This window comes from Kribbella monticola (assembly GCF_003261635.1).
GTDB classification, from domain to species: domain Bacteria; phylum Actinomycetota; class Actinomycetes; order Propionibacteriales; family Kribbellaceae; genus Kribbella; species Kribbella monticola.
In genome coordinates this window covers 157190-176385 of record NZ_QFXK01000039.1, presented here as the reverse complement: position 1 = coordinate 176385, position 19196 = coordinate 157190, and the positions used below count along the sequence as shown (strand labels likewise).

21 protein-coding genes and 1 pseudogene are annotated in these 19196 nt (G+C 68.4%); 19 read left to right on the top strand and 3 right to left on the bottom strand.

Annotated features, from left to right (window positions below; genetic code table 11):
- Positions 1–57 precede the first annotated feature (57 nt).
- From DIZ26_RS32230 to DIZ26_RS32165, 14 genes are all read left to right on the top strand, one after another.
- Positions 58–1152 carry a zinc-dependent metalloprotease gene (locus DIZ26_RS32230; RefSeq protein WP_112248337.1) on the top strand — a complete coding sequence of 365 codons (1095 nt, stop codon included), beginning with the start codon at positions 58–60 and terminating at the stop codon, positions 1150–1152.
- A complete protein-coding gene (gene tilS / locus DIZ26_RS32225) occupies positions 1124–2149 on the top strand; it encodes a tRNA lysidine(34) synthetase TilS (protein ID WP_112248336.1) in 1026 nt (341 codons plus the stop codon). The genes DIZ26_RS32230 and tilS overlap by 29 nt, the downstream gene beginning before the upstream one ends.
- Before the next feature lie 4 nt (positions 2150–2153).
- Positions 2154–2705 carry a hypoxanthine phosphoribosyltransferase gene (gene hpt, locus DIZ26_RS32220; protein WP_112248335.1) on the top strand — a complete coding sequence of 184 codons (552 nt, stop codon included), beginning with the start codon at positions 2154–2156 and terminating at the stop codon, positions 2703–2705.
- Between the two features lie 192 nt (positions 2706–2897).
- On the top strand, positions 2898–4934 hold the full coding sequence (gene ftsH / locus DIZ26_RS32215) for an ATP-dependent zinc metalloprotease FtsH (protein ID WP_112248334.1): 2037 nt from the start codon (positions 2898–2900) through the stop codon (positions 4932–4934).
- 70 nt (positions 4935–5004) lie between these two features.
- A complete protein-coding gene (gene folE / locus DIZ26_RS32210; RefSeq protein WP_232828751.1) occupies positions 5005–5577 on the top strand; it encodes a GTP cyclohydrolase I FolE in 573 nt (190 codons plus the stop codon).
- Positions 5578–5705: 128 nt separating this feature from the next.
- A complete protein-coding gene (locus DIZ26_RS32205; protein WP_112248332.1) occupies positions 5706–6860 on the top strand; it encodes a S1 family peptidase in 1155 nt (384 codons plus the stop codon).
- Positions 6861–7013: 153 nt separating this feature from the next.
- Positions 7014–7811, top strand: coding sequence for a dihydropteroate synthase (gene folP, locus DIZ26_RS32200; protein ID WP_112248331.1), 798 nt, complete (start codon positions 7014–7016; stop codon positions 7809–7811).
- On the top strand, positions 7808–8266 hold the full coding sequence (locus tag DIZ26_RS32195; RefSeq protein ID WP_112248330.1) for a nuclear transport factor 2 family protein: 459 nt from the start codon (positions 7808–7810) through the stop codon (positions 8264–8266). Before folP ends, DIZ26_RS32195 begins: the two co-directional genes overlap by 4 nt.
- Entirely contained in the window at positions 8263–8652 is a 390-nt protein-coding gene (gene folB, locus DIZ26_RS32190; protein WP_112248329.1) for a dihydroneopterin aldolase, read from the top strand. The genes DIZ26_RS32195 and folB overlap by 4 nt, the downstream gene beginning before the upstream one ends.
- Entirely contained in the window at positions 8649–9215 is a 567-nt protein-coding gene (folK, locus tag DIZ26_RS32185) for a 2-amino-4-hydroxy-6-hydroxymethyldihydropteridine diphosphokinase (RefSeq protein WP_112248328.1), read from the top strand. The genes folB and folK overlap by 4 nt, the downstream gene beginning before the upstream one ends.
- A 2-nt stretch (positions 9216–9217) precedes the next feature.
- Complete coding sequence (locus DIZ26_RS32180; RefSeq protein ID WP_232828750.1) at positions 9218–9736, top strand: DUF3180 domain-containing protein; 519 nt, start codon at positions 9218–9220, stop codon at positions 9734–9736.
- 11 nt (positions 9737–9747) lie between these two features.
- Positions 9748–10188: a hypothetical protein gene (locus tag DIZ26_RS32175; RefSeq protein WP_112248326.1), complete on the top strand. Its 441-nt coding sequence runs from the start codon at positions 9748–9750 to the stop codon at positions 10186–10188.
- 153 nt (positions 10189–10341) lie between these two features.
- A complete protein-coding gene (locus tag DIZ26_RS32170; protein ID WP_112248325.1) occupies positions 10342–10698 on the top strand; it encodes a type II toxin-antitoxin system RelE/ParE family toxin in 357 nt (118 codons plus the stop codon).
- A gap of 41 nt (positions 10699–10739) precedes the next feature.
- Entirely contained in the window at positions 10740–11057 is a 318-nt protein-coding gene (locus DIZ26_RS32165) for a helix-turn-helix domain-containing protein (protein WP_112248324.1), read from the top strand.
- A 126-nt stretch (positions 11058–11183) separates the two neighbouring features.
- Here the strand turns inward: DIZ26_RS32165 and DIZ26_RS32160 are convergent, their stop codons facing one another.
- Complete coding sequence (locus DIZ26_RS32160) at positions 11184–12389, bottom strand: NADH-quinone oxidoreductase subunit D (protein WP_112248323.1); 1206 nt, start codon at positions 12387–12389, stop codon at positions 11184–11186.
- A gap of 26 nt (positions 12390–12415) precedes the next feature.
- On the opposite strand from DIZ26_RS32160, the gene DIZ26_RS32155 reads away from it, so the two are divergent.
- Together DIZ26_RS32155 and DIZ26_RS32150 are read left to right on the top strand one after the other, a co-directional pair.
- Positions 12416–12904 carry a PH domain-containing protein gene (locus DIZ26_RS32155; protein WP_112248322.1) on the top strand — a complete coding sequence of 163 codons (489 nt, stop codon included), beginning with the start codon at positions 12416–12418 and terminating at the stop codon, positions 12902–12904.
- The gene (locus tag DIZ26_RS32150) at positions 12901–14391 is read left to right on the top strand and encodes a PH domain-containing protein (protein WP_232828749.1); all 1491 of its coding nucleotides are present in this window, start codon (positions 12901–12903) and stop codon (positions 14389–14391) included. The genes DIZ26_RS32155 and DIZ26_RS32150 overlap by 4 nt, the downstream gene beginning before the upstream one ends.
- A gap of 104 nt (positions 14392–14495) precedes the next feature.
- On the opposite strand, the pseudogene DIZ26_RS38460 reads toward DIZ26_RS32150, so the two are convergent.
- Positions 14496–14915: pseudogene (locus DIZ26_RS38460) on the bottom strand (SAM-dependent methyltransferase); the annotation flags it as partial.
- A 224-nt stretch (positions 14916–15139) separates the two neighbouring features.
- Positions 15140–15715 (bottom strand): 2'-5' RNA ligase family protein, encoded by a 576-nt coding sequence (locus DIZ26_RS32140; protein ID WP_232828748.1) that lies wholly within the window; start codon positions 15713–15715, stop codon positions 15140–15142.
- 124 nt (positions 15716–15839) lie between these two features.
- Here DIZ26_RS32140 and DIZ26_RS32135 point away from each other — a divergent pair, with 124 nt between their 5' ends.
- From DIZ26_RS32135 to DIZ26_RS32125, 3 genes are read left to right on the top strand one after another with little or no spacing between them, the layout of a single operon-like run.
- The gene (locus DIZ26_RS32135; protein ID WP_112248320.1) at positions 15840–16676 is read left to right on the top strand and encodes a Rossmann-like and DUF2520 domain-containing protein; all 837 of its coding nucleotides are present in this window, start codon (positions 15840–15842) and stop codon (positions 16674–16676) included.
- Positions 16673–17500: a pantoate--beta-alanine ligase gene (gene panC / locus DIZ26_RS32130; protein WP_112248319.1), complete on the top strand. Its 828-nt coding sequence runs from the start codon at positions 16673–16675 to the stop codon at positions 17498–17500. The genes DIZ26_RS32135 and panC overlap by 4 nt, the downstream gene beginning before the upstream one ends.
- 37 nt (positions 17501–17537) lie before the next feature.
- Positions 17538–19193, top strand: coding sequence for an L-aspartate oxidase (locus tag DIZ26_RS32125; RefSeq protein ID WP_112248318.1), 1656 nt, complete (start codon positions 17538–17540; stop codon positions 19191–19193).
- Positions 19194–19196 lie beyond the last annotated feature (3 nt).

Genomic DNA, 19196 nt, shown 5'->3' with positions numbered 1-19196 from the left:
GGGTGAGCTTCCGGCTCCCGACAGGCGCGTGTTGGACCGTGCCACTAGGGTCGAAACATGAGTACGGCGGAAGGCGATACCTCGACCGACATGGTCGATTGGCAGTTGGCGACCGTGGTGGCTCGGAAGCTGCTCCGGCCTGGTCCGGCGGTCAGTCGGGCCGAAGCGGACCAAGTAGTGGGCGAGCTGCGGCAGTTCGCCGCGGACTCCGAGCAGCACGTGCGCGACTTCACCGGCCTGCAGGCCACGTCGGCTACGGCGCCGGTGGTGATCGTGGACCGGCCCGGCTGGGTGCAGGCCAACGCTGACGGTTTCCGGACCGTACTGCGACCGCTGACCGACAAGCTGCGCGAGAAGCAGGAGCGCAGCGGCAGTCTGTCGTCCGCCGTCGGCCCCCGGGTGACCGCGATCGAGGCCGGCGCGCTGCTGGCGTTCCTCTCGTCCCGGGTGCTCGGGCAGTTCGACCCGTTCTACCCGGCCGAGCCCGACCCGTCACGGCCTGACCTGACCGGGCGGCTGTTGCTGGTCGCGCCGAACGTGATGCACGTGGAGTCCGAGCTGGGCGTCGTACCGCGGGACTTCCGGCTGTGGGTGTGCCTGCACGAGGAGACCCACCGGGTTCAGTTCACCGCCGTGCCGTGGCTGCGGGATCACCTGCGGTCCGAGATCGCGCTGTTCCTGGACCAGGCCGAGCTGGACGCATCGGCGTACGCGGCGATGTTCCGCGAAGCCGTGCAGCGGCTCGGGCGCTCGGTGAAGGGCGAGGCCGAGCTGAGTCTCGTCGACCTCATGCAGTCGCCGGAGCAGCGCGCCGTACTGGACCGCCTGACCGCTGTCATGTCGCTGCTGGAGGGCCACGCCGACTTCGTGATGGACGGGGTCGGGCCGAGTGTGATCCCGACCGTGGACACCATCCGGGCCAAGTTCACCTCCCGCCGGACGGGCGGCAACCCGCTCGACCAGCTGCTGAAGCGGCTGCTCGGCCTGGACGCCAAGCTGCGCCAGTACCAGGACGGCGCGGCCTTCGTACGGCGTGTGGTGGACCAGGTCGGCATGGACGGCTTCAACCGGGTCTGGACCGGACCGAACACCCTGCCGACCAAGAACGAGATCGCCAACCCGGATGCCTGGGTCAGCAGAGTCAACGGGTGAGTACCGCGGCAAGCTGCATCCGTCCGTAGCCCGGGTCCGGGAGGCGGTCCGTATTGCGCTCGCCGATCTCCCGCGCGACACCGCCGTGCTGGTCGCCTGCTCGGGTGGTGCGGACTCGCTCGCACTGGCGGCAGCGACTGCTTTCGAAGCGCCGAAGCTGGGGTTGAGCGCAGGAGCGGTCATCGTGGACCACGGGCTGCAGGCGGAGTCGGGAGACATCGCTGCGACAGCGGCTGAGCAGTGCAAGTCGCTAGGACTCGATCCCGTACATGTACGAGCTGTAGAGGTCGGTGACGCGGGCGGACCCGAGGGAGCCGCCCGGACAGCACGGTACGACGCTCTGCGGGACGTGGCCGAGGAGGTGGGAGCTGACGTCGTACTGCTCGCTCACACTCGGAACGACCAGGCAGAGACGGTCCTGCTCGGCCTCGCTCGTGGCTCCGGTGCCCGGTCGCTGGCGGGGATGGCGCCGGTGGCAGGGATCCTGCGCAGGCCGTTCCTGGAGCTGTCCCGGTCGACTACGGCGGCTGCTTGCGTGGCATCAGGGCTCAGGCCGTGGCACGACCCGCACAACGACGACCCGAAGTACAAGAGAGTGCGAGTACGGCACGAGGTGCTCCCGGTGCTGGAGGAGGCGCTGGGGCCAGGTGTGACCGAGGCACTGGCCCGTACGGCGGGGTTGCTACGGGCCGACGCGGACGCGCTCGACGTGCTGGCCGCGGAGCTCGCGGAGACCGCAGTACGGCGTACTGACGGTGAGGTGCGGTGTGATGTTGGCCTCCTCGAAGGTGAGCCCGCAGCGCTCCGGACCAGGGCGCTGCGGCAGGCGGCGCTGGAAGCCGGTTGCCGCGCCAACGACCTCACCGCGGGCCACGTCGCGGCCGTCGACGCACTGGTGACGGAGTGGCGCGGACAGCGCTGGATCGACCTGCCGCAAGGGATCCGGGCGGTCCGGCGGGCCGGATTCATCGTCTTGGCGCCGGGTGTGACACCCTGATCGCGTGGACGCGTCGGACATCGAGAAAGACCTGGCCCAGATTCATTTCACCGAGGAGCAGATCCAGGCGAAGCTGAAGGAACTGGCCGGCCGGATCGAGCAGGACTACGAGGGCAAGGACCTGCTGATCATCGGCGTCCTGCGCGGCGCGGTGATGGTGATGGCCGACCTGGCCCGGTCGTTCAGCCGGCACATCGAGATGGACTGGATGGCGATCTCCTCTTACGGCTCGGGAACGAAGTCTTCCGGGGTGGTCCGGATCCAGAAGGACCTGGACACCGACATCACCAACCGGCACGTGCTGATCGTCGAGGACATCATCGACACCGGGCTGACGCTGACCTGGCTGGTCAGCAACCTGCAGTCCCGCAAGCCCGCCTCACTGGAGATCTGTACGGCGTTCCGCAAGCCGGACGCCGCGAAGATGGCGGTGCCGGTGAAGTATGTCGGCCTCGAGCTGCCGGACGAGTTCGTCGTCGGCTACGGGCTGGACTACGCCGAGAAGTACCGCAACCTGCGCTGCGTCGCCACGCTCGCCCCGCACGTCTACTCCTGAGCTCCGGCGCTGCGCCCGCCGCCGGGCACTATCAGGACTTGGTGACAGGCTGTAGACAGGGTCGTACCGTCGTTCGGTGACCCTCGTGGTGGGCACGCTTGCCCGACACGAGACACTTGGACTGGTATTGCCGTCACAAGCCCGTTATCCCGGGCCTGCTGAGCTAGGAGGGACGGGGCACCTGCCCTGATCATGGACGTCAAGCGCATCTTCCGCGGACCCCTGTTCTGGATCGTCCTCGCCTTCTTGGGCGTGCTGGTGATCGGACAGCTCCTGACCGGCTCGACCGGGTACAAGACCGAGCCCACCGGCCAGGTGGTGCAGCTGATCAAGCAGGCCACCGACGCCCCGGCCGGCGAGAAGTCGATCAAGTCGGCGACGCTGATCGACCCGGATCAGGAGATCCGGATCGAGAAGACCGACGGCACCAAGGTGCGGGCGCACTGGGTCGACGGTCAGGCCAACACCCTGGGCACCGACCTGCAGAACCTGTTCCAGAACAACAAGATCGAGAAGTACGACGTCGAGAACCCCAAGCCGAGCTTCATCGGCCAGGTGTTCTCGACGCTGATCCCGTTCCTGCTGATCGCCGTCGTGTTCATCTTCTTGATGAACTCGATGCAGGGCGGCGGCTCGCGAGTGATGAGCTTCGCGAAGTCGAAGGCCAAGCTGATCACCAAGGACACCCCGAAGACGACGTTCGCGGACGTCGCCGGGTGTGACGAGGCGATCGAGGAACTCGGCGAGATCAAGGAGTTCCTGCAGGAGCCGGGCAAGTTCCAGGCCGTCGGCGCCAAGATTCCGAAGGGCGTGCTGCTCTACGGCCAGCCCGGTACCGGTAAGACGCTGCTCGCCCGGGCCGTCGCCGGCGAGGCGGGCGTGCCGTTCTACTCGATCTCCGGTTCTGACTTCGTCGAGATGTTCGTCGGCGTCGGTGCCTCCCGGGTCCGCGACCTGTTCGAGACGGCCAAGACCAACGCGCCGGCGATCGTGTTCATCGACGAGATCGACGCCGTCGGCCGGCACCGTGGCGCGGGCCTCGGCGGTGGCCACGACGAGCGCGAGCAGACGCTGAACCAGTTGCTGGTCGAGATGGACGGCTTCGACGTCCGCGGCGGGGTCATCCTGATCGCGGCCACCAACCGTCCGGACGTGCTCGACCCGGCGCTGCTGCGGCCGGGCCGGTTCGACCGCCAGATCGCCGTCGACGCGCCGGACCTGCCGGGTCGCGAGAAGATCCTGAAGGTGCACGCCCGCGGCAAGCCGATGGCCGAGAACGCCGACCTGCGCGCGGTCGCCCGCCGTACGCCGGGCTTCACCGGTGCCGACCTGGCCAACGTGCTCAACGAGGCCGCGCTGCTCACGGCCCGGTTGAACAAGCAGCAGATCGACAAGAACGCCCTCGACGAGGCGATCGACCGCGTGATCGCCGGACCGCAGCGCCGGACCCGGCTGATGTCGGACAAGGAGAAGGTGCTGACGGCGTACCACGAGGGCGGGCACGCCCTGGTCGCCGCGGCGCTGCCGCACTCCGACCCGGTGCACAAGGTGACGATCCTGCCGCGCGGCCGCGCGCTCGGGTACACGATGGTGCTGCCGGACGAGGACAAGTACTCGACCACCCGGTCGGAGATGCTCGACAAGCTGGCCTACATGCTCGGTGGCCGCGCTGCCGAGGAGATGGTCTTCCACGACCCGACCACCGGCGCCAGCAACGACATCGAGAAGGCGACCGCGCTCGCCCGCGCGATGGTCACGCAGTACGGCATGACCGAGCGGCTGGGCGCGATCAAGTTCGGCCAGGACTCCGGCGAGCCCTTCCTGGGCAGGGATCTGGGCAGCCAGCGCAACTACTCCGAGGAGATCGCCGCGGCGGTCGACGAAGAGGTCGGCAAGCTGATCCTGAACGCGCACCAGGAGGCCTTCGATATCCTGGCCGAGAACCGCGCCGTGCTGGACCACCTGGTCGAGGAGCTGCTGGAGAAGGAGACGCTGGACAAGGGCGAGATCGCCCGGATCTTCGCGCCGATCCAGAAGCGCGAGCTGCGCCCGGCGTGGACCGGTTCGTCGACCCGGGTGCCGTCCGAGCAGCCGCCGGTGATGCCGCTGCCGTCGCGCGGTGAGCAGAACGGTTCGCTGTCCGACGTGATCCCCGGTGGATCGGTCGGCCCCGACGAAGCGGCCCACGGCCCGAACTACGGCGGCGGGCCGACCCCACCGGCCGAGTGACCTGACTCCACCTACTGGACGATGCCCCGGGATCGATGGTTGATCCCGGGGCATCGCCTATGTTGAGGTGGTGACTTCGCCGAAATTCGATCATGCCCGCGCCGAGCGGGCGATCCGCGAACTCCTGATCGCCATCGGCGAGGACCCCGACCGCGAGGGCTTGCAGGAGACGCCGGCCCGGGTGGCCCGTTCGTACGCCGAGATCGCGGCCGGCCTCGGTCAGCAGGCCGAGGACGTGTTGACCACCACCTTCGACCTCGGCCACGACGAGTTGATCCTGGTCAAGGACATCGAGGTGTGGTCGATCTGCGAGCATCACCTGGTGCCGTTCACCGGGGTGGCTCACGTCGGCTACATCCCCGGGGCGGACGGCCGGATCACCGGGCTGTCCAAGCTGGCCCGGCTCGTCGACGTCTACGCGAAACGCCCGCAGGTGCAGGAGCGGCTGACCACCCAGGTCGCGGAGTCTCTGGTGGACATCCTCAAGCCGCGCGGGGTGATCGTGGTGATCGAGTGCGAACACCTCTGTATGACGATGCGCGGCGTCCGCAAGCCGGGCGCGAAGACGATCACCTCGGCCGTCCGGGGCCAGCTCCGCGACCCGGTGACCCGGGCCGAGGCGATGAGCCTGATCGTCGGCTGACCATAGCCCGGGCACGGCCTCCTCGTTGAACATTCAGAGCTGTTGCCCATGGACAATCCGTGTCCGAGCGCCTACGGTCCGTAGTGGCGCTTTGACTCGGGTGCAGGGCGCCGGCGTGAGGAGGACGTATGTCAGGGCGTTTTCGGGTCGGCGCCGCACTCACCGGGATCGTCGCTCTGACGGCGGCCGGGTTGATCGCGGCGAACGGCGCGCAAGCGGACCCCCAGGTCGCCAGGACCGGCACGGCGCGGGGACAGAATCCAGCAGGTGTGAAGCAGCTCGTCCAGGACCAGCAGCTGCTCCAGGCGGAGACCGTCGAGTCGAAACTCGGCTCCCGGGTCGTCGGCAGCTACTTCGACGACTCCGGTGAGCTGGTGGTCGCGGTCTCGGACACAGCCACCGCCGCCGCGGTCCGCGCGGCCGGAGCGATCCCCAAACTTGTCCGCTACACCGCCGACCAGCTGCGCGGGGTGCAGGGCGAGCTCGACCACGTGGCGACCGGCTCCAGCGCGGGCCAGGTCAAGTCCTGGTACGTCGACCCGGTCACCGGGACGGTCGTCGTCACCGTGCCCGCCGGGGCCCGTGACCTCGTCACCCAGCGGTTCCTGCGCGCGGCCGAGGAGAACGGCGCCATGGTGACCGTCCGGCGGTCCCAGGGCAGGCCGACCCTCACCGAGGGCGAGTTCGGGCTGCTGGGCGGCCTCCAGGTGGACAAGAACACCGGTTACACCTGTTCACTCGGCTTCAACGCGACGACCGGCGACGGTCAGCACATCTTCCTCACCGCGGGGCACTGCACGAGCGGCAGGCCCTCGTGGTCCCGCAACGGCTACGTCCTCGGCAACACCAGGACCTCGAGCTTCCCGGGCAACGACTTCGGCACGGTCAGCGTGATCGACGGCTGGGACCCACAGGGCCGCGTCGAGCGCTGGGGCAGCGAGGACGTCGTAGTACGGGGTACTGCCAGCCCGACCATCGGCTCGGTGGTGTGCAAGTCCGGTAAGAGCACCAAGTGGACCTGTGGGCGGATCGTCGCCCGCGACGTCACCGTCAACTACGGGAACAACAGGGTCGTCAAGGGCCTGTTCCAGCACACCGCGTGCGTCGAGGCCGGCGACTCCGGCGGTGCCAACATGTCCGGCGACTACGCGCAGGGAATCACCAGCGGGGCCGCGCTGATCAGCGGCCAGTGCCTGGCGAAATACGGTCAGCAGAACGAGTCGTACAGCCAACCGATCGGTGAGGCGCTGTCCGCTAGCGGCGCCTCATTGGTACTGGGTTAGCGACCCTCGGCGACAGCTGGGAGTTGATGGGGGCCTGGTACCTAGGTGGGGCAGTCCGGGTTCGGCCACTACGGTGGTCGGGTGCGAACTGCCCCACCGGGTCATCTCTCGGGCCATGTCGAAGGACTGCCCACACCGGACCGCTGTCTGGTGATGGGTGTCGTCAACGTGACCCCGGACTCCTTCTCCGACGGCGGTGAGTGGTTCGAGCCGGGTGCCGCGATCAAGCACGGCCGCGAACTGCTCGCCGAAGGCGCCGACCTGCTCGACGTCGGTGGCGAGTCCACCCGGCCGGGCGCCGTACGGCCCGAGCCTGCCGAGGAGATCCGCCGTGTACTGCCGGTGATCGAGACGCTGGCAGCCGAAGGCGCGCTGATCTCGATCGACACGATGCGCGCCGACGTGGCCGCGCTGGCGCTGGATGCCGGCGCCGTGATGGTGAACGACGTCTCCGGCGGCCAGGCCGATCCCGACATGCTCGCACTGGTGGCCGAGCGACGTACGCCGTACGTGTGCATGCACTGGCGCGGGCACTCCGTGGACATGCAGGACCGGGCGTCGTACGGCGATGTGGTGGCCGAGGTGATTGCCGAGCTCGGGGAGCGGGTAGAAGCGATCCGCGCGGCCGGGATCGACCTGGGCCGGGTGGCGCTGGACCCGGGCCTGGGTTTTGCGAAGAACGCGGACCACAACTGGGAGGTGCTGCGCCGGCTGCGGGAGTTCGGCGTACTGGGCCTGCCGCTGCTGATCGGTGCGTCCCGCAAGGCGTTCCTCGGTAGGCTGCTCGCCGACGAGGAGACGGGTGAGCCGAGACCGGCCGTCCGGCGAGACGACGCCAGCGCGGCCGTCTCCGCCCTCGCCGCCGCGGCGGGCGCGTGGTGTGTCAGGGCGCACGCGGTGGCGCCGAGCGCGGATGCGGTCCGGGTGGCCCGCAGATGGGGAGGGGTATGACGCAGGAGCAACCGGCGGCGGGTCGCGGTACCACGGTGGAGAACGTGGTGCTGAACGCCAACACGGCGTTCTACAACGCGTTCGAGGCCGGCGACCTCGATCTGATGGCGGCCGTCTGGCTGCCCGAGCCGGATCCGGTCTGCATCCACCCCGGCAACGCGGCGATCTACGGCTACAGCGAGATGATGCGGGCCTGGGCGATGATCTTCGCCAACACGCCGTACATCCAGTTCTTCCTGACCGACGTGCAGGTAAGAGTCGATGAAGACGTGGCTTACGTCACGTGTACGGAGAATGTCCTGTCGTCGGGCGAAGGAGCCCCGGAAGAGGGTTTCGCGGGGGGAAAGGCGCTCGCGACGAACGTCTTCCGCAAGACGGGTACCGGCTGGCGGTTGTGGATCCACCACGCCTCCCCGGTACTGTCGTCTGGGGGTCGACTTGAGGAGGCGGAATGAGCGGTCCCGTGCTGCCTCCTGACGTGATCGAGATCCGCGGCATCCGTGGCTTCGGCCGGCACGGGGTGTTCGACCACGAGCGGGCCGACGGGCAGGAGTTCGTCGTCGATGTCCGGCTCGAGTTGGACACCCGGCCCGCGGCGGCATCGGACGACTTGGCCGACACGGTCAACTACGGAGTCGTCGCCGAACAGGTGCATGCGGCGATCGAGAACGACCCGGTCGACCTGATTGAGACACTGGCCCAACGGATCGCGGATCTGTGCCTCGCCGACCGGCGGGTGACAGCAGCCGCGGTGACCATCCACAAACCCTCGGCGCCGATCAAGGTGCCGTTCGACGACGTTGTCCTGACCGTGCAGCGCAGAGCCGGAGATTCCTCGTGACTGAGACCCCTAGTCCCCACGTCATCGACGCGGACACCCTCAGCGGTGGCCTGAAGCCGATCCGCCAGGTGATCCTGTCGCTCGGCAGCAACCTCGGTGACCGTGAGGCGAACCTGCAGGGCGCCGTCGACGCGCTGCGGGACACCCCGGACGTCGTGGTCGTCGACGTCTCGCCGGTCTACGAGACCGAGCCGATCGGCGGCCCGGACGAGTCCGGCCCGTACCTGAACATCGTCCTGCTCGCCGACACCACGCTGGCCGTCGAGACCCTGCTGGACCGCGCGCACGCCGTCGAGCAGGCGTTCGGCCGGGAGCGCAGCGTGAAGGGCGCGCCGCGGACGCTGGACGTGGACCTGATCACGTACGGCAAGAAGGAGATCTCCACCGACGAGCTGACCGTGCCGCACCCGCGGGCCCACGAGCGCGCGTTCGTACTGGCGCCGTGGCTGGACATCGAGTCCGACGCGGTCCTGCCCGGGGTAGGCCCGGTGGCCGACCTGCTCGCCAAGGTGGGGACCGACGGGGTCAAGCGCCTCGACGACCTCACCATCGAGCTGCAGTAGTGGTGTCCGGCGGACCCGGCCCGGATCGAGCACCCGGAGCCGGCAAGGAGCCGCCGCCCGAGGGTTCGGTCCGGCCGACGTCTCGCCGGCTGCTGGTCGCCATCGCCGTCCTCGGGGCGGCGATCGGCGTCACCATGGTCAAGGCGATCGAGTCCCGCGGCGGCGTCGTACCGACCGTGTCATGGCTCACACTGGTCGCCTGGACGTTCCTCGCGTCGTTACTCTTCGCGGCCGCGCGCAACACCCACCAGCGGATCCAGGTACGCCGCGAACGGATGGAGCCGTCGCGCGCCGTCTTCCTCCTGCTGATCGGAAAAGCGAGCGCGTTCGTCGGCGCGTTGTGCACCGGCGTTTACGCAGGGTTCGCGTTATCCTTCCTGGACGCGGTGAGTTCCTCGGGTCCCCGGACCCGGGTGATCACAGCCGGTATCGCGGCGGTGATCTCAGTGCTGGTCGTCACGGCCGGATTGCTACTCGAACGGGCGTGTCGTATCCCCGATGACCCCGAAGACACCCCCTAACATGTCCGTCCATGGGGTCAAGGGGTAGCCGCCGTCGTACCAGGACCACCGTTCTCACGATCGCCAACGCGCTGCTGGTGGTCGTCTGCGTGGGCGTCGCCATCGCCTTGTTCTCCCAGAACGAATGGATCCTGCGAGCAGCCGCGGTCGGTGCCGTCCTGGTCGCCATCGGCGCCTCGGTCCTGATCCGCCACCAGCTCCTGGTCGAGCGCCTGGCCCACTCCGACGACCGCGCCCAGGTCGCCCAGGAGTACTCCCGCATCACCAGCGCCCGCGTCGTCGAGAACGCCGAATTCGTCGACCTGATGCAACGCCGCCTCGACCGCATCGACGAACGCCTCGACAAGATCGACGAAGAGGTAGCCACCGTCGTAGCCGCCGGCGACAAACACTCCCACGCCGACGCCCCCACCGTCGTAGACCTCAAGCTCCGAGGCCTCGCCGCCTCCTGAGTACGACGTACGCCCGCCGACGGCTGGCTGTGGATAACTCCCGACGTCATTAGGCGAACTTCTTCATCCTTGGTTGGGTGCAATCCTCACCCCGGTTCCTCAGTCACTGCGGCCAAATACAACTTCTAGGTTCTACAAGCTGGACCTTGTAGGATGAATCTCGACGAATACACGGTCTTCGTACTCGATGCCTGCCGGGACTGGATGAACTCGCTGCGGGATCGAGACTTCGAAGGACTCGCAGCCCGTATCGATCTCTTGGCGGAGGTGGGGCCCGCGCTGGCACGGCCGACGGTCGACGTGATCAAGACATCCCGGCACGTCAACATGAAAGAGCTCCGCTACGGCAAGTTCAGAGTCCTCTTCGCCTTCGATCCGCGGACCCAGGCAGTGCTGCTGCTGGGTGGGAGCAAGAAGAACCGCTGGACCGAGTGGTACGAGGAGAACGTTCCTGTCGCGGACGATCTCTTCGACGAGTGGCTCGAAAACCAGCAGCGAGATCCGGACTGAACCACAGCTGAGAGGTTGGTGTTTGTGGAGGTGGCGGCAAGATGACACACCGGAACTGGAAAGAGGTGCGGGCCGAGCGCATCGCGACCCCGGAGGCGGAGGCGAGGGTTTCCGCGCTGAAGGAGGAAGTTCGGGCCGAGCAACGCGCGTACCGTCTCGCCGAGGTGCGGAAACAGCACGGGATGACGCAACTGCAGCTCGCGGAGAGCCTGCACATCACGCAGGCCGCGGTGTCGTCCATCGAACGCGGAGAGCTGAGCCGGTCCGAACTCAGCACCATCCGCAAGTACGTCGAGGCTCTCGGCGGAAAGGTCGAGATCGTCGCGAACTTCGGCGACGAGCGCCTGGTTCTTGGGTGAAGGGTGCCGGGCGGACAGTCGCGAGCTGCAGCTGGGCGGTTGCTCGGACCAAGGCAGCGTAGGGCGACGGAGGAGTCTGGAGCTGGGGGGTGGGGAGCAGGCGACGTAGGAGTCTGCGGGGTGGGGTTACTTGTCGATGTCGCCTACTACGAAGAACATGCTGCCTAGGATGGCGATCATGTCGGCGACGATGGTGTTGGGGAGCATTTCGGGGAGGACTGAGATGTTGTTGAAGCTGGCGGAGCGGAGTTTGAGGCGCCAGGGGGTTTTGTCGCCTCGGGAGACCAGGTAGTAACCGTTGATGCCGAGGGGGTTCTCGGTCCAGCAGTAGGTCTGGCCTTCGGGGACCTTGAGGATCTTGGGGAGGCGGGTGCTGACCGGGCCGGCCGGCATCGTGCGGAGGCGGTCGAGGCAGGCGTCGACGAGGTCGAGGGAGACCTTCACCTGGTCGAGGAGGACGGCGAAGCGGGCGAAGCAGTCGCCTTCGGTGCGGGTGACGACACGCAGTACGCCGTCCTGGGCCAGTTCGTCGTACGCCAAGTAGGGCTCGTCGCGGCGGAGGTCCGCGTCGACCCCGGAGGCTCGGGCGATCGGGCCGGACACGCCGTACGCGGCGATCAGTTCGGGGGAGAGGCGGCCGACGCCGACGGTGCGGGCGCGGAAGATCTCGTTGCCGAGGATCAGGTTCTCGATGTCGGGGAGACGGCGCCGTACTGCGGCCGACGCGGCTCCGGTGCGTTCGAGCCAGCCGAGCGGGATGTCCTCCTTGAGCCCGCCGACCCGGTTGAACATGTAGTGCATCCGGCCGCCGGACAGTTCCTCCATCACCGCCTGGATCGTCTCGCGCTCGCGGAAGGCGTAGAAGACGGGCGTGATCGCGCCGAGTTCGAGCGGGTAGGAGCCGAGGAACATCAGGTGGTTGAGGATCCGGTTGAGTTCGGCGAGCAGCGTGCGCAGCCAGACGGCCCGGACCGGTACCTCGAGGCCCATCATCCGTTCGACGGCGAGGACGACGCCGAGCTCGTTGGAGAACGCGGACAGCCAGTCGTGCCGGTTCGCCAGGACGAGGATCTGCCGGTAGTCGCGGACCTCGAAGAGCTTCTCGGCGCCGCGGTGCATGTAGCCGACGATCGGCTCGCAGTGCAGGATCCGCTCGCCGTCGAGGGTGAGCCGCAGTCGCAGTACGCCGTGGGTGGCGGGGTGCTGCGGGCCGATGTTGAGCACCATGTCGGTGGTCGGCAGCTCCGACGCCGTACCGGTGCCCCCGCGCTCGTAAACCGGGTCCAGCCCAGCTGCGCCCGCCCCCAGACCCACCACTCGTTCCACGCTCATGACCCCTATCGTGACAGGCTTGGGTTGTGAACGACCTCTTCGCACCTTCGGATGTCAGCTGGACGCCGGTCTCCAAGAACCTCGCGGCGCTTCGCCGGCTCAATGTCGGGATCGTGCTCGGGCTGCTGGCGATCGCCGGGCTGGTGGTCCTCGGGCTCACCGTGGGCTGGCTGTACGGCGTACTCGCGGTGGTCCTGGCCGCTCTGGTGTTCGGGTGGGCCTGGGTGCTGATCGGCCGCAACCAGCGCTCCTGGAAGTACGCCGAGCGCGAGGACGAGTTGCTGGTCAGCCACGGGGTGATGTTCCGCGAGCTGGTGGTGGTGCCGTACGGGCGGATGCAGTTCGTCGACGTCGCCGCGGGGCCGTTGGAGCGCGCGTTCGGGATGGCCACGGTCGAGTTGCACACCGCGACGCCGGCCACGGACGCGAAGATCCCCGGGCTGCATCCCGACGAGGCAGCGAGACTGCGGGACCGGTTGTCCGCGCTCGGCCAGGCGCAGGCGTGGGGCCTGTGACCGAGCCGACCGCCCCGCCGCAGGCATCCCAGCCGCAGCCGCCGCACGCACCGCAGCCGTCAGACGCGCTGCACGCCCAGACGCCGCAGGCTTCGCAGGCTGTGATCGAGAAGACCGGGGACCGGCTGCACCCGCTGACGCCGTTCGTGAAGGGCTGGGGGTACTTCGTCGTCGCGGCCGTCGCGATGGCGAACAACGAGAGCCTCCGCAGCAACCTGAAGATCGCCGGCATCGGCCTGCTCGCCGTCTTGGTCGGCGGGATCCTGCTCGGCGCGCTGTCGTGGTGGTTCACCAAGTGGCAGCTGACCGACGACGCGATCCGGGTGGACAGCGGGTTCCTGTTCCGGCGGACCAGGATCATCCGGTTCGACCGGATCCAGACGATCGACGTCGCGCAGCCGTTCGTGGCCCGGTTGTTCGGGATGGCCGAGCTGCGGATGGACGTCGCCGGCGGCGGCAAGAACGACGGCAAGCTCAGCTACTTCTCCGAGGCCGACGCCACCAAGCTCCGCGGTACTTTGTTGCTCCGGGCAAAGGGTGAGCTCGCCGCGGCGCAGCAGGAGCTCCATCACGAAGAGGCGCCGCCGCTGCTGGTGGTGCCGACCGGTCGGTTGCTCGGGGCAACTTTGCTGTCCTCGACCGTACTCGCCAGCGCCGCCGCGCTGATCTGGCTGATCGTGACGACGATGGTGTTCGAGTTCCATGTCGGCCTGTTCGCCGGTCTGCCGCTGTTGCTCGGTGTCGTGCAGCCGATCTGGAAGCAGGTCGTCGGCAACCACGGGTTCACCTTGTCGGAGACGCATGACGGCCTGCGGACCAAGCGCGGCCTGTTCGACGTACAGCGGCAGACGGTCCCGCCGGGGCGCGTGCAAGGTCTTCTGATCACCGAGCCGCTGATCTGGCGACTGATCGGCTGGTCGCGGGTCGACCTAGACATCGCCGGCGTAGCGGGCTCCAAGGCGGACGGCGAGGAAGAGCACGAGGGCGCTCAGCTGCTGCCTGTCGGTCAGCGGACCCAGGTAGCGGCAGTGCTCAAGCGGGTCCTGCCGGGCACGGACCTGGCAGCGATCGAGATGCACAGAGCGCCGGAGCGAGTGAAGTGGCTGCGGCCGATCGGCTGGCGCTACCTCTCGTACGGCGTCGACGGTCAGGTGCTGGTGACCACTCGGGGCTGGGTGAGCCGCCGTACGTCGATCGTCCTGCATCACAAGACTCAGTCCGTCCGTCTGCAGCAGGGACCCCTACAGCGCCGCCTAGGGCTCGCAAACGTCCACGTGGACACCCCGCAGGGCCCGACCGACGCAGTGGCTCTTCACCGCGAGGTGGGCGAGGCTGCTCAGCTGGTGGAAGCTCAGGCCGACAGGGCACGCGAAGCGCGTCGTACGACGTCGTCGCCCGCGCCGGTCCACACCCAGCCGAATCCACCGAGCCCTGACGGGTCCAGTAGCTCTGCGGCCTCACCGGCGGACGACAGCTCGGCCAGGTAGCGCAGCGGCTTGCTCCGGGCCAGCTCCTGGCTCGGGCGGCCGGCACTGACCCCTAGCGCAAGCAGAGCATCGCGCTGAGTGGTGACGGTGCCACCAGCCACTGCAGCTAATGAATCCAAGGCGACGTGGGCAGTGAGGTCGCAGGAGCCGTCAGCGACAGGCGAGCACTCGCGACCATCGCGGAAACCGGTCAGTGTCCCGTACGGCGGACGCCCACCGCGAGCGTGACCGTAGTCGATCGCGATGGCCAGCCCGTGATCGAGGCGACCGACGACGTCCGACCATGCCTCGTCGCGCGCGAGTCCGATCTCGGCCCGATCGCCCGGCTCGGCCAGCGACCACCAGGTCGACAGCCACGCCAGGTCGTTGCCCTCGACAACTTCGCCGAGGCTCAGGTCGGCCAGGAGGTACCGAGGCGTGCCCTGCTCATCCAGCTCGGCCAACTCGCAGGGCACGTTGTCGAGCCACTCGTTGGCGATCACCAGCCCGGTCAGCGTCGACGGCAGTTCGTCGTCCAGCTCCACGTCCAGTACTTCGAGGTCGTACTCGCGCAGCACCTTGCCGAGCTCACCCGATCCGGCCCCGATGTCGACGACCTGCGCCGCGCCGACAGCCGAGGCCAACCGAGCCAGCGCCTGACCGAACAAGGCCGACGCGTGCACCGAAGTACGGAAGTGCTGTGCGGGTCGTTCGCGCCGGTAGAACCCGTCCGGCCCGTACAGCGCTGCTTCCCACGCCTCGCGGAACCTCACTCGAGCCCGATGCCGCCGAGCGGGACCGAGCCGGTGAGCTGCCAGATGCCGTCGTCGCCCTCGCGCCAGATGGTCAGGTCGTCGAGGCGGATCGTCGGAAGTTCCTCGGTGGCCAGCGCGGCCTCGGCCTCGGCGAGCACCTGGTCACCACCCTGGGCGGACGACGAGATGGTCAGGTGCGGATGCGGATCCGGGTGCTCACCGCCGTACGGCGGGCACTCGGGGAAGGCGTCGATCACCGTCTGCAGCAGGGCGCGGATCTGGTCGAACGGCTCCGGTCGCAGCCATGTCGTACCGTTCTCGAACTGCCCTGCGGTGGAGAAGCTGAGGTCGAACGGCTGGATCGGGGCCAAGACCTCCTCGAGCCTCCGGACCTTGTCGGGCTGGGGCTCGGCGAGCCACGGCACCAGCACAGTGACGTGCGGTGGGATCAGTTCGCTCAGCGCCATCGTCGGTCGCGCCGGCGAATAGGACACCGAACGCCAGCGATCGGTGAATTCGGCGAGTTCAGGGACGGCGATCAGGATCGCGGTCAGCCCGGTCCGCGCGGCCCAGGGGTTTCGTTCGCTCACCGCCACATGCTCCCACCAGTTGTGACGAAGGACGTAGTGCCACCGCCGACGACAGCGCCGTAGGGTGGAGCCGACCGCACGAACCGTCTGGTACCCGCGAGGGACTGGAACGTAGAGAGTGGACATGGAACGCATCGGCATCATCGGCTTCGGCCGGGCCGGTGGGGCCTTGGGAGCAGCCTTGGCGTCCGCCGGATATCCCGTCACCGGAGTCAGCGCTCGCTCGCGCGCGTCACGAGAACGCGCCGCGCGACTCCTTCCGCACGTCCCCGTCCTGGAGCCCGCTGAGGTGGTGGCCGGCGCCGACGTGGTGCTGCTCGCCGTACCGGATGATGTGATCGGTGCGGTAGCAACCAGCCTCCCGTTCACCGAGGACCAGTACGCCGTGCATCTGTCCGGCGCTCACGGCACCGCCGTACTACGGGGGATCGCAGCGACTCCGGTCGCGTTGCACCCCCCGATGACGTTCACCGACGCGCCCGTGAGTCTCGCCGGCGTCGTGTTCACCGCGACTGCACCGGAGCGAGCGCTGGTCGAGCGCCTGGTGAAGGACCTCGGCGCCGAGGTGCAGTGGATCGCAGAGGAGCAGCGTGCGCTCTACCACGCGGGCCTGGTCCACGGTGCGAACCACCTGGTCACACTGGTCAGCCAGGCCCTCGACGTACTGCGTGAAGCCGGTGTGGTGGACCCGGCGGCCACACTTCGGCCACTGCTGACCGCAACTCTCGACAACACGCTGCGGTCCGGTCATGATGCGCTCACCGGGCCGATCGTGCGGGGCGACGTGGAGACCGTTCAGGCGCATCTGGCCGTACTGCGTGGTCGCCCGGCGAGCACCTACGCCGAACTGGCGCGGGCGACGGTGGAATCGGCGGCCGGCGACGGCCGGCTGGACGCGGAGACGGCCGCGGAGTTCGTTCAGGTGCTGGAGCGGGATCGGACAGGGGAGGCACCGCGATGAGACTCACCCAGACGAAGGCGGAGTTGCGGGCGGCCGCGGCGATCCGGCCGCGAGCCGTGGTGATGACGATGGGCGCCCTGCACGAGGGGCATGCCGCGTTGCTCGCCGAGGCCCGGGAGCGGGTCGGGCCGGACGGCAGCGTGGTGCTGACGATCTTCGTGAATCCCTTGCAGTTCGGGCCGACCGAGGACTTCGACCGGTACCCGCGGACGTTGGCCAGCGATCTCGCGATCGCCAAGAACGAGGGTGTCGACCTGGTCTTCAACCCCTCCCGCGACGAGCTGTACCCGAACGAGCCGTCGATCACCGTGCACCCCGGACCGCTGGCGGACGAGTTGGAGGGGATGGTCCGGCCGGGCCACTTCGCCGGCGTACTGACCGTGGTGGCGAAGATGCTGCACCTGACCGCGCCGGACCTGGCGTTGTTCGGCGAGAAGGACTACCAGCAGCTGACGCTGATCCGCGAGATGGTGTGCGACCTGGACATGGACGTCGACATCGTTCCGGTGCAAACGGTTCGCGAAGCGGACGGACTGGCGATGTCCTCACGGAATCGCTACCTGTCGGAGACCGAGCGTGACGAAGCGCTGGTCCTGTATCGAGCCCTCACGGCCGGCGCGAAAGCAGGGATGAACGGGCCTGACGCGGTGATGTCCGCCGCCCACGCGGAGCTGGAGGCGGTTCCGTCGGTGAAGATCGATTATCTCGCTCTGCGAGCACCCGACCTCGGTCCGGTGATCGGCCCCGGTGAAGCCCGGATGCTGATCGCGGCCCGGGTCGGTAGCACTCGTCTCATCGACAACATTTCCATCACACTGCGATGAGGTGCCTTTTAAAGAGGGCGATTGATACCGTCGCGGGATGACTGCTCCCGCTGTGCCGCAACGGCTGGCTGCGCCCGAACCGGGTTGGACCGACACCGTCGACGTGGTGGTGATCGGCTCGGGGATCGCAGGGCTGACCGCCGCGCTCGAGGCTCGCGAACTCGGCACCGTGCTGGTGGTGACGAAGGACGTCGTCGCCTCCGGCTCGACCCAGTGGGCGCAAGGCGGGATCGCGGCGGCGCTCGGGCCGGGTGACTCGCCGGAGCAGCACCTGCAGGACACCTTGGTGGCAGGGGCCGGCCTGAGCGATCCGGTCGCAGTACGGACTCTTGTCACCGAAGGGCCTGACGCCGTACGGGATCTGATCGAGTTGGGGGCACGCTTCGACAGCGACGCCGCCGGTGATCTGTCGCTGACTCGCGAAGGTGGTCACCACCGCAATCGGATCGCGCATGCAGGTGGCGACGCTACCGGCGCCGAGATCGAGCGGGCTCTGGTTGCCGCGGTCAAGCGCGCGCCGGGCATCCGGCTGATGGAGCATGCATTGGTGCTCGACCTGTTGACCGCCGAGGACGGCGCGATCGCGGGCGTCACAGTGCACGTGATGGGCGAGGGGCAACTCGATGGTGTCGGGGCGATCCGCAGCCGCGCGGTGATCCTGGCTTCGGGCGGACTCGGCCAGTTGTACGCCGCCACGACGAACCCGAGTGTCTCGACCGGCGACGGGATGGCGTTGGCCTTGCGGGCCGGCGCGAAGGTGCGCGATCTGGAGTTCGTGCAGTTCCATCCGACCGTGCTGTGGTTGGGCAAGAGCGCGAAAGGCCAACAGCCGTTGGTGTCCGAGGCCGTCCGCGGTGAGGGCGCGTTCCTGGTCGACCACGAGGGCAAGCGATTCATGCAGGGCCAGCACGAGCTCGCGGACCTCGCGCCGCGCGACATCGTGGCCAAGGCGATCATGCGCCAGATGCTTGCCTCGGGCAAAGATCATGTGTTCCTCGACGCCCGGCACTTCGGCGACGAGAAGTGGCGCGTACGGTTCCCGACCATCCTCGCGTCCTGCCGGTCGCACGGTATCGACCCGGTACGCGAGCTGATCCCGGTCGCGCCCGCTTGTCACTACTCGTCCGGCGGAGTTTGGACCGACCTGCAGGGCCAGACCTCAGTGCCTGGGCTGTACGCCTGTGGCGAGGTCGCCTGCACCGGCGTCCACGGCGCGAACCGGCTCGCGTCGAACTCGTTGCTCGAAGGACTGGTCTTCGCCCGGCGGATCACGAACTCGCTGGCGACCGAGCTGCCCGAGCTCCGCGAGCCGGCGATCGACCGGCGCGTGCCCGGCCTGGTGGACGCGGACGTCGTACCGGAACTGCAGCGGGTGATGACGGTCGGTGCCGGAGTGATCCGGAGCGCGAGCGGGCTGGCCGAGGCCGGTGCCACGCTGGCGAAGCTGATCGAGCAGCCGGCAGGCGAGCCCGGTACGCCGGGTTGGGAGGCGACCAACCTCGTCACGGTCGCGTCCGCCCTGATCGCCGCGGCCACCACGCGCGAGGAGAGTCGCGGCTCGCACTGGCGTGAGGACCACCCGGATCGCGACGACGAGAACTGGTCGGGCAATCTGGACCTGACACTGGCCGCCGAGGGCGACTCGAGCCGGCCTGGCGCGACGTTCGTGCCACTGCAACAGGAGGGGAAGTAGTCG